The sequence below is a fragment of the Xenorhabdus kozodoii genome, assembly GCF_002632875.1.
In the GTDB taxonomy this organism is placed as follows: domain Bacteria; phylum Pseudomonadota; class Gammaproteobacteria; order Enterobacterales; family Enterobacteriaceae; genus Xenorhabdus; species Xenorhabdus kozodoii.
Map to the genome: position 1 here is coordinate 1 of NZ_NJCX01000011.1, position 12,495 is coordinate 12,495.

At 44.2% G+C, this 12,495-nt stretch carries 14 protein-coding genes; 4 read left to right on the forward strand and 10 right to left on the reverse strand.

From position 1 onward, the window contains the following. Positions 1-101: 101 nt before the first annotated feature. From ghoS to Xkoz_RS08970, 5 genes are all read right to left on the reverse strand, one after another. Positions 102-413, reverse strand: coding sequence for a type V toxin-antitoxin system endoribonuclease antitoxin GhoS (gene ghoS / locus Xkoz_RS08950; protein ID WP_099141830.1), 312 nt, complete (start codon positions 411-413; stop codon positions 102-104). 160 nt (positions 414-573) lie between these two features. Continuing rightward, positions 574-1,011 carry a YcgN family cysteine cluster protein gene (locus Xkoz_RS08955; RefSeq protein ID WP_208615238.1) on the reverse strand — a complete coding sequence of 146 codons (438 nt, stop codon included), beginning with the start codon at positions 1,009-1,011 and terminating at the stop codon, positions 574-576. 18 nt (positions 1,012-1,029) lie between these two features. Further along, positions 1,030-1,686: a fumarylacetoacetate hydrolase family protein gene (locus Xkoz_RS08960; RefSeq protein WP_099141832.1), complete on the reverse strand. Its 657-nt coding sequence runs from the start codon at positions 1,684-1,686 to the stop codon at positions 1,030-1,032. Positions 1,687-1,723: 37 nt separating this feature from the next. Further along, positions 1,724-2,809 carry a lytic murein transglycosylase gene (locus Xkoz_RS08965; RefSeq protein WP_099141833.1) on the reverse strand — a complete coding sequence of 362 codons (1,086 nt, stop codon included), beginning with the start codon at positions 2,807-2,809 and terminating at the stop codon, positions 1,724-1,726. Between the two features lie 46 nt (positions 2,810-2,855). Further along, complete coding sequence (locus tag Xkoz_RS08970) at positions 2,856-3,137, reverse strand: YcgL domain-containing protein (protein ID WP_099141834.1); 282 nt, start codon at positions 3,135-3,137, stop codon at positions 2,856-2,858. A 160-nt stretch (positions 3,138-3,297) separates the two neighbouring features. Here Xkoz_RS08970 and minC point away from each other — a divergent pair, with 160 nt between their 5' ends. The 3 genes from minC to minE are packed head-to-tail and all read left to right on the forward strand — an operon-like array spanning position 3,298 to position 5,090. Next, positions 3,298-3,981 carry a septum site-determining protein MinC gene (gene minC, locus Xkoz_RS08975; protein WP_099141835.1) on the forward strand — a complete coding sequence of 228 codons (684 nt, stop codon included), beginning with the start codon at positions 3,298-3,300 and terminating at the stop codon, positions 3,979-3,981. Between the two features lie 23 nt (positions 3,982-4,004). Further along, positions 4,005-4,817: a septum site-determining protein MinD gene (gene minD / locus Xkoz_RS08980; protein ID WP_099141836.1), complete on the forward strand. Its 813-nt coding sequence runs from the start codon at positions 4,005-4,007 to the stop codon at positions 4,815-4,817. Between the two features lie 3 nt (positions 4,818-4,820). After that, entirely contained in the window at positions 4,821-5,090 is a 270-nt protein-coding gene (gene minE, locus Xkoz_RS08985; RefSeq protein WP_045970705.1) for a cell division topological specificity factor MinE, read from the forward strand. A 133-nt stretch (positions 5,091-5,223) separates the two neighbouring features. On the opposite strand, the gene rnd is transcribed toward minE, so the two are convergent. The 5 genes from rnd to yoaA all read right to left on the reverse strand — a co-directional run bounded on the left by rnd (position 5,224) and on the right by yoaA (position 12,015). Beyond that, on the reverse strand, positions 5,224-6,351 hold the full coding sequence (gene rnd, locus Xkoz_RS08990) for a ribonuclease D (protein WP_099141837.1): 1,128 nt from the start codon (positions 6,349-6,351) through the stop codon (positions 5,224-5,226). Between the two features lie 91 nt (positions 6,352-6,442). Next, a complete protein-coding gene (gene fadD / locus Xkoz_RS08995) occupies positions 6,443-8,134 on the reverse strand; it encodes a long-chain-fatty-acid--CoA ligase FadD (RefSeq protein ID WP_099141838.1) in 1,692 nt (563 codons plus the stop codon). 474 nt (positions 8,135-8,608) lie between these two features. Continuing rightward, entirely contained in the window at positions 8,609-9,193 is a 585-nt protein-coding gene (locus Xkoz_RS09000) for a Slp family lipoprotein (RefSeq protein WP_099141839.1), read from the reverse strand. Positions 9,194-9,323: 130 nt separating this feature from the next. Beyond that, on the reverse strand, positions 9,324-10,019 hold the full coding sequence (tsaB, locus tag Xkoz_RS09005) for a tRNA (adenosine(37)-N6)-threonylcarbamoyltransferase complex dimerization subunit type 1 TsaB (protein WP_099141840.1): 696 nt from the start codon (positions 10,017-10,019) through the stop codon (positions 9,324-9,326). Positions 10,020-10,098: 79 nt separating this feature from the next. After that, a complete protein-coding gene (gene yoaA, locus Xkoz_RS09010) occupies positions 10,099-12,015 on the reverse strand; it encodes a DNA repair helicase YoaA (protein WP_099141841.1) in 1,917 nt (638 codons plus the stop codon). Positions 12,016-12,116: 101 nt separating this feature from the next. Here yoaA and Xkoz_RS09015 point away from each other — a divergent pair, with 101 nt between their 5' ends. Beyond that, positions 12,117-12,461: a RidA family protein gene (locus tag Xkoz_RS09015; RefSeq protein ID WP_099141842.1), complete on the forward strand. Its 345-nt coding sequence runs from the start codon at positions 12,117-12,119 to the stop codon at positions 12,459-12,461. Positions 12,462-12,495: the final 34 nt, after the last annotated feature.

A 12,495-nucleotide genomic window follows, 5' to 3' on the forward strand; every position in this document is an offset into this window, starting at 1 on the left:
GAGGGCGCGTTTTTGTTCTGGTGTCAGATGAATTTTCATGGTCGTAAGCATGATCGGGTTTGGATAAAAAATCAAGCATCTTCAATGGCGATTGGTATAAATCATTCCCCGTAGCCGGATTCAGTATGCGGTTTTTCGGGATATAACGATGCACTCCAGTTACTGTAAGTGCAGACAAATATTGAAGGATCTTTGTTTGAAAATGGCGTGGCGATGGATTTGATTTTTTCCGCCAATTCAATGGACTCCATCGACGAATTACCGATATAAGTTCCGCCAGGCAGGTGATGCCATTTTCCATTAGGGAAACGGATAGATTGGCTAAATTGATTCGCCGTCATCCTTTTATGTAATTTTTCATAACCCTCAGGACCTGTGCCATAAAGCTCTACGCGAATCAAATAACTTGCCATTTCTCTTTCCTTGTTTTGACTATCGGGCAGACAAGTTATCAGTTTTTGTTTACTGTTTAAAGTCAGAAAAACGGGAGAAAAACCGATATTAATGGCAATTCTGCCAATGACATTATATGCATTTGATATAAAATCCCTTTTACATCAAACAGTAAAATAATTACATTGGTTTATTTAAAATATGGTCTTCCCAATCCACCACTTCCGCTTCACGCACAGCGATATATCTGACAGAAATACGCTCTGCATGCATTGCCGATTTTGAGCCACTAACCAGTGGATGCCAGGGAAGGAGCCTTTTCCCTTCGCCAATCAGACGATAAGCACACGTCTTAGGCAACCACTCAAAAGTGTTCATGTTCTCACGGGTTAATTTGATACAGTCAGGCTCGTATCTGAAACGATCTGCATAGTTCTTGCACTGGCAGGATTTAATATTGAGTTGATTACAGGCAACATTGGTGAAATAAATTTCATCCGTATCTTCATCCATCAACTTATGCAGGCAACACTGGCCGCAGCCATCACATAGTGCTTCCCACTCTTGGTCTGTCATTTGTTCTAAGGTTTTCACCTGCCAGAAAGGTTGGGACATAATTTCTGTCATTCCTCGTTATTAAATCACTCTGGTTGTCAAAACGTGCTCATTGAGAGCGACGTCTAGTACATCACCAGATTGCAATGGCCCTACACCTTCAGGGGTTCCCGTCAAGATAATATCCCCTGGGCGCAAGGTAAAAAAACGTGACATATAGCTAATCAACGGGACGATAGGTGTGCGCATGTCACTCGTATTGCCGTTCTGGCGCAATTCACCATTGACTGTCAAAGACAGTTGGGCATTTTGTGGATCACCAAAGGTATTGACCGGGATAAATCCCGATATCGGGCATGACCTATCAAATGCCTTGCTTTTTTCCCACGGTTGCCCCGATTGTTTAAATTCACGCTGCAAATCACGTAATGTCAAATCCAGTGCAACTGCAAAGCCCGCAATCGCCTGGCTAACTCGCTCTTCATTGGCACTCTTAAGTGCCGAACCCACCAAGACGGCCAATTCTATTTCATGGTGCACAGAACCCAATTCCTGCGGGATAAAAATGGGTTGGCACAGATCACACAGCGCGGTTTCAGGTTTGATGAAGATCACCGGCTCTTCCGTGGAGCAGGAGCCCATCTCTTTCATATGCTTGGCGTAATTACTACCGACACAAACAACTTTATTAGCAGGAAAATCCAACAAGACTCCCTGCCAATCCCGATGCTGGTACATAAAATTGTTCCTTTATCTTGTTTTCAAGCTCTGATTTTCAGCGAGTGAGGAAATGAGTACGTTGCATAATACCGTCTGCCATCATACCAACACTCAGGGCAAAATAGTAAGAACGATTCCAGTGCATAATAGTACGAAAATTTTGCGTTACCCAAAATGCCCGTCGTGCCGCGTCATCAAGGATGACTATCCAGCCCTTGGTATTTGCCGGCAGGTTAGCAAAATGCGGGGATGAAATCCCCAATGCCTGCCATTGGGCAATGGTTTTTCCCTGTTCGGGTTTAACGCCTTCCAATGTAACATCAAATCCCGCAGGTAACGAGATGCTATATCCCCAAGGCAAACCCTGTTGCCATCCTTCCTTATGCAAGTAATTGGCGGTTGAGGCAAAGACATCTGCTTTATTCTGCCAAATATCGATTTTGCCATCCCCATCGCCATCAGCACCATAGGTTAAATAAGAAGTTGGCATAAATTGATTTTGCCCCATTGCCCCCGCCCAAGAGCCTTTGAGTGTTTGATCTTCATCAATATATTGATTTTCCATTATTTCCAATGCGGCCAATAACTGTTTTATGAAAAGCACTTCCCGGCGCCCTTCAAAGGCCAGCGTGGATAATGCTGAAATGACATCTTCTTTTCCCTGAAACTTGCCAAAACCACTTTCTAGCCCCCACAAAGCAACAATGTAAGCGTTTGGTACACCGTATTTACGGCTGATCCTTTCTAATTGCGGCTTATTAACTTCATACTCCTTGACACCCTGTTCAATCTTCCTGATTGACAACACACGGTTTAAGTAATCATCCAGAGTCACTTTTTTTTCTGGTTGGTTACGATCAGCTTTAATAATACGCGGCATAAAACGGACATTGGCAAATGCCCGATCCAACGTTTTTTCACTGAACCCCTGCTTCCGGGCCTGGTGTTTCAGCAAAGCCACATAAGCAGGAAACTGAGCGGGTTCACGGGAGTTCAATGGAAAATCATGTTCCAGCGCCCTGACTTCGGTTTGGGACCGTTCAGATAACACGGATTGATTATACAATTGCTTACTACTTGATGTACTGCACCCTGCCAGCAGAGTTGTTGTCAACAAAGTTAGCCCAGTGATTAATTTCATAAATCAGCGCCTTCTCAATTTAGGATCAAGCCGTTGCCAGCGATTTTTATTGTCTGGATGGTCTGTTTGATGCCAGATGTTCATTGAGCAGACTTTCCACTGGTGGTGGTACTTGCAGGTAAAAACCTTGCTCACTCAACGCAGCTTTTACTTTTTCAATATCAGCATTAGCCAGTTTTTTTCTTTCAGATAATGAAATCATCATTGCATATTGAGGTTCACCAAATGCTTTTAACAGCGCTTCAGGAACGCGCGAAAAATCACCTCTTCGCTCAATATACAGATAGGTATGGTCACGTTTTGGGCTTCTGTAGATTACACAAATCATTGTTATAAACTCTTTTAAATTAACGCTGTGACTTGCTTGAATAATTCACTAACTATAACATGCTTATTATATTTAAGAATATCGCCTCCCAGAGGCTATTCCAGGAAAATGTTTGTGTAAACCACTTTGAGAACCTTAACTTTGCTGAGTCAAAATATCGATGTCACAGTCGCCAATTGAGCTAAAAGGCAGTAATTTTACGCTTTCAGTCGTTCATTTGCATAATGATCAGCCGGAAGTTATTCATAAAGCTATCCAGGATAAAATGGAGCAAGCGCCTGAATTCCTGAAAAATGCGCCCGTTGTTATCAATATCTCTGCTCTCCCTGTTGATGCAGATCTTCTCGCACTCCACCGAGCTATTGAGTCAGTGGGATTGCGCATCGTTGGCATCAGCGGTTGTCAAGACGAGGAACAACGAAAAATTGTTCTAAAATCTGAGCTTCCTTTATTGAAAGAAGGCAAAAGTCAGAAAGTTCTTACCCAAGAAAATAAACCGACTGAACCTATTTTCAAAAAAACTCGTATAATTAATACACCTGTTCGTTCAGGACAAAGAATTTATGCACCAAACAGCGATCTTATTGTGACAAATAATGTGAGCGCTGGTGCAGAATTAATCGCTGATGGAAATATTCATATATATGGTGTGCTGCGTGGACGAGTATTAGCAGGCGCATCTGGCGATCAAGAAAGCCAGATTTTCTGCACCCATTTAAACGCCGAGCTCACCTCTATTGCAGGTCAATATTGGCTCAGCGAAAAAATTCCAGACAATTTTGTTGGCAAGGCAGCAAAATTACGTCTGGTGAATAATGAATTAACTATTGAAACCTTAGTCTAGCCCTTATAACAAGGAATCGCTTCATGGCACGCATTATTGTTGTTACATCTGGTAAAGGTGGCGTTGGCAAAACCACTTCAAGCGCGGCCATTGCTACCGGTCTCGCCCAAAGAGGAAAAAAAACCGTCGTTATCGATTTTGATATCGGTTTGCGGAACCTCGACCTCATTATGGGCTGTGAGCGCCGTGTAGTTTTTGACTTCGTGAATGTCATTCAAGGTGATGCCAGCTTGAATCAAGCCCTTATCAAAGATAAGCGTACAGAGAATCTGCACATTCTACCCGCTTCTCAGACCCGTGATAAAGAAGCCCTTACGCGGGATGGTGTTGAAAAAATTCTGGGTGAATTGGATCAACAGGGATTTGAATTCATTGTCTGTGATTCTCCCGCTGGTATTGAAAGTGGTGCATTGATGGCACTCTACTTTGCCGATGAAGCCATTATTACGACAAACCCAGAAGTTTCTTCTGTTCGTGACTCTGACCGTATTTTAGGTATCTTGGCATCCAAATCACGCCGTGCAGAACAAGGTAAAGAACCCATCAAAGAACATCTTCTACTGACACGCTATAATCCAGGGCGTGTGAACCGCGGCGATATGCTGAGTATGGAAGATGTCCTGGAAATTCTGTGCATTCCTTTGCTGGGTGTCATTCCAGAAGATCAGTCTGTTCTCCGCTCATCTAACCAGGGGGAACCCGTCATTTTGGACAAAGATTCTGACGCGGGTAAAGCATATGAAGATACTGTTTTACGTTTACTTGGTGAAGAACGGCCTTTCCGTTTTATCGAAGAAGAAAAAAAGGGCTTTTTAAAACGCCTGTTTGGGGGGTAACACATGGCTTTGTTAGATTTCTTCCTGTCGAGAAAAAAACCGACGGCCAATATCGCCAAGGAGCGGCTGCAAATCATCGTGGCAGAACGGCGCCGTGGTGACTCTGAGCCTGCCTATTTGCCCGAGATGAAGCGGGATATTCTGGCTGTAATTTGTAAATATGTACAGATTGATCCCGATATGCTTTCTGTGCAGTTTGAGCAAAAAAATGATGACATCTCTGTGCTAGAACTTAATGTAACCTTACCAGAGGTTGAGGAATCGCCAAAATAACCGCCACAAATGAGGCTAGTTAATTTAAGGCGGTGATTTTCCCTGTCTGGTATACAGGCAGGGAATTAAGATTACCTTTCTTCGATATTATATCCGTTAAATAAAACAGGGGTTATTATTGAAACTAACGCTATTATTCCGCATAGTTTGCCAATATCTTAGCAATAGGTTCTGCCAGTAACTTGCCGCGCCAGCCCCGAATTAATTCAGGTTGATGCTCCGGTGATTTCAATTTCCAATGCCAACAAAGTAATTGATTAATTTGGCGGCGAGAAGCCAGCAGCTCGGCACTGAAATGATGAGATTCCCCCACCTGAGTGACCAAGGATTTAATTTCCTTGAACGCCTGGCGATAATCAGGGTAATCAACAAAATTCACAATTTGAGGCGGACATTCTTCTGTTGGAATATCCCTGCACTCCGCAACCATTGCCAACAACCGACGACCATGACAACGAATTTCTTGCCCGCTCAATCCCAGGGCATCCAATTCGGCCAAAGAAGTTGGCATATAGCGGGCAACCTGCCATAAATTTTCTTCGCGGATCACAAAATTGATCGCCAGATCACGCTCACGAGCCTGATTTAAGCGCCATGCCGCCAGTTTTTTCAAACAGGCCAATTGCCTTGGGCGCAGTTGCCATGCATTACCAATATCTTTATAAGCATATTCCGGCATCAATACTTCTTTACGGCGCTGGGCTATCAGAATACTTTCATCTTTTGCCGCCTCTAAATATCCCGCCTGCTCTGTTTTTTCCATCAGAATATCGGCCAGCGGTAATAGATAATAAACATCTGCCGCAGCATATTGACATTGCTTTTCGCTCAATGGCCGAGCCAGCCAATCAGTGCGGGATTCACTTTTATCTAATTCGGTATGCAAATACTCAGCAACCAATGTCGCAAAACCGCATGACATGGGATGACCAATAAATGCGGCCAATACCTGGGTATCAATCATAGGTTCTGGCAAACACTGGAAACTATTACCAAAAACTTCCAAATCTTCACTGCCCGCATGGATAAATTTTAATACATTCGGATCAGTCAACAGTTCCCTAAGAGGTTGCCATTGCGAAATTTCGAGGGGATCAATCAAAGAAAGTTGTTCGCTATCAAACAGTTGTATCAAACCTAATTGGGGGTAATACGTCCGTGTACGTACAAATTCAGTATCGAGTGCAATTCTTGCGTGTTTTTTCGCCCGCTCACAGGTTGACTGCAATTGAGCATCGGTAGTAATCAACTGAAACAAAATATCATTCTCTTAGCCATTCATAAGGCGTACACAACAACGCCGGTAAAAACCGGCGCTATCAATGTGCAATAGGGTATAGCAATAAATAGACTCAATTTTTAGCAGCATTATCTATTTTTGCCAATTCTTCATTGCGCAGTTCTCTGCGAAGAATTTTACCTACATTGGATTTGGGTAACTCATCGCGAAATTCAATGAGCTTTGGCACCTTATACCCTGTCAGGTAACGACGGCAATGCGTTTTAAGTTCATCTTCAGTCAAGCTGGGGTCTTTACGTACCACAAACATTTTGACAATCTCTCCTGAGCTTTCACTCGGAACGCCCACCGCTGCCGACTCTAACACTTTAGGATGGGAAGAAACAACATCTTCTACCTCATTTGGATAAACATTAAATCCAGAAACCAGGATCATGTCTTTTTTCCGATCAACAATGCGGAAAAACCCTTTTTCATCTACGCTGGCAATATCCCCGGTTGCCAACCAGCCGTCTTTCAATACCTCATCCGTCGCATCAGGACGATCCCAGTAACCTTTCATTACTTGTGGCCCACGCACCCACATTTCCCCCACTTCTCCATATGGCACTTCATTGCCATCACTTCCTACCAGTTTGATTTCTGTTGAAGCTACGGGGAAACCAATACTGCCACTGTAATAGGTCAAGTTATGCGGATTAGCGGAAACCAGAGGCGAACATTCCGTCAGTCCATAGCCTTCCAATAAATGACGGCCTGTCAGGTCTTGCCATTTCTCAGCGACCACTTTTTGTACGGCCATGCCACCGCCAACAGATAAACGCAACGAAGAGAAATTCAGTTTCTGGAATTCGGGATTATTCAGCCAGGCATTGAATAACGTGTTAACCCCCGATAACGCAGTAAAACGATAACGAGAGAGTTCCTTGACCGTGCCGTTAACGTCGCGAGGGTTAGTGATCAATAGATTCTGCCCACCTAACTCAATAAAGAACAGGCAATTTATCGTCAGGGCAAAAATATGGTACAACGGCAATGCCGTGACCACTATCTCTTGCCCTGGCTGCAATAACGGAGAATAACAGGCTCTGGCCTGTTCGATATTTGCCAACATGTTACGATGGGTCAGCATTGCACCTTTCGCTACCCCTGTCGTTCCCCCCGTATATTGCAGAAAAGCCAAGTCCTCGATTTTCACGTCCGGTTTGACATACTGCAAGCGATAGCCTTCATGGATCGCGCTACGAAACGAAATGGCATCCGGTAAGTGATATTTAGGGACTAGCCGTTTGACATATTTAACGACGAAATCAACAAGAGTTCCCTTGGGACGGGAAAGCTGGTCACCCATGCGCGTCAAAATAACGTGCTTGACTTGTGTGTTGAAGACGATCTTTTCTAGGGTATGTGCGAAGTTAGAAACGATAACAATAGCAGAAGTCCCACTATCATTAAGCTGGTGTTCCAATTCACGCGGGGTATAGAGTGGGTTCACATTGACAGCAATCATGCCTGCACGCAAAATGCCAAATAGTGCGACGGGATATTGCAATAAATTTGGCATCATCAATGCCACGCGATCCCCTTTTTTCAGCCCTAACCCATTCTGTAAATAGGCAGCAAAGGCACGACTACGCTCTTCCAATTTACGGAAAGTCATTACCTCGCCCATATTGATAAATGCGATTTGATCGGCGTAACGTGTTACAGCATTTTCAAACATCTCAATCAACGATGAATAACGATCGGGATCGATTTCTGCTGGAACATCTGCCGGATAATGTTTTAGCCAAACTTTTTCCAAGTTGAATACTCCTGAAATCTAATTGCGATGTAACCACTGACCATAAAACAAACCAGGACTGTATATTTAACAAATTATTAACTCAGCGTACCAGTTTGAAAAGCGACAATGTTCAGGTTGGCGATGCACATCACTAATTTAATATTATCAACTACTGCAAAAAAATAAGGCAGCTTTTGCCGCCTGGTTGTTTTTTGTTATTTATCAATAAATTAGTTAAACTATTATTAATTTGATTTATAATTTGCTGATTATACATCAAGTTGCTAATTTTTGGTTTAAAGTTCTATCATTATTCTAAATGGTTATAATCAGGATTTTCCAATAAAGGATAATCACCAAGGGTTAATATCACTCACGCGCGGAAAATTGTCTTTTTTATATCCGGGATAACTGACATGCGGAATAATCCTGAATATCCTCAGTGGCAAGTTTAATGCCTGCCACCCGATACCCTTGAATTCAGCAAAAAATTTATTCAGTCAACACTTTTTCAACTGAAGCAGGCTGGAGTGGAGAATAGCCGTCCCAAAATGGGTCGTAAGGATTGCCATAATAGTTCCATGGATCACCCCCTACACCAGAAGGGAAGATCATTCTCTGCGATTCATGCCAACGCTTCACCCCCGTGGCGTTCATCACCACATACTCATACGGGCTATTGCCTACCTTTCCTTTTTCAAGGCCAGTAATCAAGCCTACGACTGTTACATAGTGATTTTTAAAATCACTGGGTTCCAAAAAAGTATTGACATAAGCATACACGCGTCCCAGAGAAGGTGTATCCAAACGTGGGGCAGCATTACTTGCCAGTGGCATGGCAGATATTTCTAGCCGGGTATGATCTTTTTCATTTAAAACACTAAGGACTTTCCCGCCAAATCGCCCTTCATGCCCAATGTATAATTCGGGTATATTTTTGACAGAAAACAGATCCTCCACCGGCGTTTTGGTCGTACCTTTAATAACATCAGGAACGGAGACACAGCCTGCAAGTACTAAAGTTCCCAACAGTACCACCACTTGCAATGCGCTTCGATAGTATGTTCCATTGAGCATAAATCCTCCAATACAGAAAAGTCTTATTAAGCTAACTTAAATCTGGTTAGCCATACTCTGGCCCTTTATACTGATGGACACCGCTTTCTGCCACAAGTTGCATGAATTTTATTGCCTCGGCAGAAGCACTTTAACGGCCCGGCAATTTTTTCCATGTCACTTCATTACGTAAGTAAACAGGTTCAGCCTGTTCAACCGCTGTCGCTTCCCCTGCTTCCCACATCTGAATGGCCAACGGCAACATATCTTCTGCGTGGGGCAAAATAATATCGCTTGCTGTCAGCGTTAAATGGCTATTCGATAATTGGGGATAAGTTTCCCATCCGGTTCCGGCAATCATCCACTCGCCGGACAAGGATGCCATCCTTTCTTGCACCTGTTCCGGTTTCAAAACCGCTTCCGTTTCATCACCTTGCCATTCACCTTGAGAATGACGGGTGTATTGTCCCCAGTAGACTTCCCCCATCCGTGCATCAATGGCAACCAAAACGTTTGTTGCGCCTTTTAGACGAAAAGCCCCTTGTGCCATCGTTTTCAGGGAAGAAACCCCAATCATCGGTAATTCAGCACCTAATGCCAGCCCTTGGGCGATACCAACGCCAATCCGTACACCGGTAAAACTCCCTGGCCCACGCCCAAACGCTAACGCATCCAATTGTTGCAAGTTTATACCACCTCTCGATAATATTTCTTGAACCATCGGTAAAATACGCTGGGTATGTTCTCGTGGGGAAATTTCAAACTGTGCTTCAACAGCACCTTCATTCCAAAGTGCAACAGAACAGGCTTCAGTTGCAGTATCAATAGCTAAAATTCGCGTGGACATGCCTTAACTCCGGCAAGATATAGGTTCCAAAAACAAGGGGCTATACTACCATAGCCCCAACGCCATCGCCCTGACAATTTTATCCAGACCGCGATGGGCGTGATTTCAGAAACGCAATTGCTTTTGATAAATCACGGGTACGGGAAGCGGGAGGCAGGCTATTGAGAAAAACTTCACCGTATGGACGCATCACCAATCGATTATCACAAATGACGACAACGCCATAATCGTCAATATCACGGATCAGCCGTCCAACCCCTTGCTTCAAGTCAATTACGGCATCGGGAAGTTGGACTTCATTGAAAGCATCCCCACCCTTAAGCTGGCAATCTTCAATACGAGCCTTAAGCAAGGGATCATCCGGCGCCGTAAACGGTAATTTATCAATAATAACACAGGACAATGCATCGCCACGGACATCGACCCCTTCCCAAAAACTGCCTGTCGCCACCAGCAATGCATTACCCGCAGAGATAAATTGTGCCAGCAGTTGTGTCTTGCTCGTTTCGCCCTGCACTAATACCGGCAATGTCATACTGGCACGGAACTCTTCTGCCAAATTGCGCATCATTTGGTGAGAAGTACAAAGGAAAAAACAACGTCCTTTATTGCTGTCAATTAATGGTTTCAACATCCTGGCCAGCCATTTGGCTCCGCCATTTTGGTTAGGTGATGGCAAATGGCGCGGAACACATAACAACATTTGGCGCTGGTAATCAAATGGGCTGGGCAGCAGTAACGTTTGGGCTTGTTTTAGCCCTAAACGCTCAGTGAAATGGCTGAGTTGTTCATTGACCGACAACGTTGCCGATGTGAAAATCCAGCAACCCGATTGTTCACGGATCATCTCACTGAACTTATCGGAGACTGATAATGGTGTCAGTGCCAGCAAAAAATGCCGTCCATAACTTTCGAACCAATAACTGTAATTAGGTATATTGACATCAATCAACCGCTTAAGGCGATTACGGTAAATTGTTGCCCGTTCAAAAGCCGCATCCAGCATAGCTGAGCGCCCCAAAGAGAGCTTCATCACGTCATAACAAAGTTCAAGGGCATCATCCAACCGCACCAATGCCCGCTGAACTTGCTGCTGCTGTAAGGCCTCACGAAGATTGCCCCGATAGCTGTTCTCACCCAATGACAAACGAAAATCTTGCGCACTCTGGCTGAGACGATCGGCACTTTTTTGCAATTGTGCTTGATCCCGTACTTCAGTGCGGTAAGCCATGATGATATCACGCGATAAATCCATCAATTGGCGGCTACTTAGCTGCTGGCCGAAATATTGACTGGCAATATCGGGGATCTGGTGAGCCTCATCGAAAATCACGACATCGGCCTGCGGGATTAATTCACCAAATCCGGTATCTTTAACCACCCTATCTGCCATAAACAGGTGATGGTTAACAATCACCACATCCGCTTCCATCGCTTTTCGGCGAGCTTTCAGGACAAAACATTCCTGATAGCGTGGGCAATCACTGCCAAGGCAATTGTCATTGGTACTCGTGACTAACGGCCAAACCGAGCTGTCTTCCGCCACCTGATGGCAGTTGCTGGTATCACCATCTTCTGTGTGGCCTGACCAATGCTTCAATTTGATAACTTCCGCCAATATTTCAGCTTCCAGTTGGGAGTTGCCAATTGACTGTTGTTCAAGGCGCTCAAGGCATAAATAATTCGCGCGCCCTTTTAATAGCGCCAGATTGCCTGTAAAGCCTAACGCATCAATAATGGTAGGAAGATCACGATTGAAGAGCTGATCCTGCAACGCCTTGGAGCCAGTAGAAATGACCACTTTTTTACCGGAGCGCAAAGCAGGCACCAAATAAGCAAATGTTTTACCGGTTCCCGTTCCTGCTTCTACGACCAATTGTTGCTGTTTTTTAATTGCAATGGTAATAGCCGAAGACATTTCCCGCTGAGCATCGCGTGGTTTGAAACCCGGTATGGCTTTGGCAAGTATGCCATTTTTCGCAAAATCGTCTGACACAGCCTGTCTCTTTCAATAAAATGTGGCAGAATTATGCCAATACTGAGTTGTAATAACTACCCAAATTCAACAAGAAACTGTATAAATTAACAGGAAATTTAATGACTATTAAACGCATTGATCCAGATACCCGTTGGTCAGAAGCGGTCGTTCACAATGACACTATCTATTATACCAGCGTACCAGAACAACTGGACGGTGATATTACAGAGCAAACCGCCGATACGCTGGCAGCCATTGATACCCTGTTGCATCGTCTTGGTTCAGATAAAAGCAAGATCCTGGATGCTACGATTTTTCTGGCAGACAAGGCTGATTTTGCAGGCATGAATGCCGCCTGGGACGCATGGGTTGTTGCCGGGAGTGCCCCAGTCCGTTGTACGGTTCAAGCGGCGTTGATGAACCCAAAGTATAAAGTAGAAATCAAAATTATCGCTGCTTTATAATCTGCACTTATCAAAAACAAATATGGCATTGAAA

Excerpts from the sequence above, each read along its gene's own strand:
- ghoS (WP_099141830.1), bottom strand. The coding sequence starts at position 413 with ATGGCAAGTTATTTGATTCGCGTAGAGCTTTATGGCACAGGTCCTGAG.
- Xkoz_RS08960 (WP_099141832.1), bottom strand. The coding sequence starts at position 1,686 with ATGTACCAGCATCGGGATTGGCAGGGAGTCTTGTTGGATTTTCCTGCT.
- Xkoz_RS08965 (WP_099141833.1), bottom strand. The coding sequence starts at position 2,809 with ATGAAATTAATCACTGGGCTAACTTTGTTGACAACAACTCTGCTGGCA.
- Xkoz_RS08970 (WP_099141834.1), bottom strand. The coding sequence starts at position 3,137 with ATGATTTGTGTAATCTACAGAAGCCCAAAACGTGACCATACCTATCTG.
- minC (WP_099141835.1), top strand. The coding sequence starts at position 3,298 with ATGTCACAGTCGCCAATTGAGCTAAAAGGCAGTAATTTTACGCTTTCA.
- minD (WP_099141836.1), top strand. The coding sequence starts at position 4,005 with ATGGCACGCATTATTGTTGTTACATCTGGTAAAGGTGGCGTTGGCAAA.
- minE (WP_045970705.1), top strand. The coding sequence starts at position 4,821 with ATGGCTTTGTTAGATTTCTTCCTGTCGAGAAAAAAACCGACGGCCAAT.
- Xkoz_RS09000 (WP_099141839.1), bottom strand. The coding sequence starts at position 9,193 with ATGCTCAATGGAACATACTATCGAAGCGCATTGCAAGTGGTGGTACTG.
- tsaB (WP_099141840.1), bottom strand. The coding sequence starts at position 10,019 with ATGTCCACGCGAATTTTAGCTATTGATACTGCAACTGAAGCCTGTTCT.
- Xkoz_RS09015 (WP_099141842.1), top strand. The coding sequence starts at position 12,117 with ATGACTATTAAACGCATTGATCCAGATACCCGTTGGTCAGAAGCGGTC.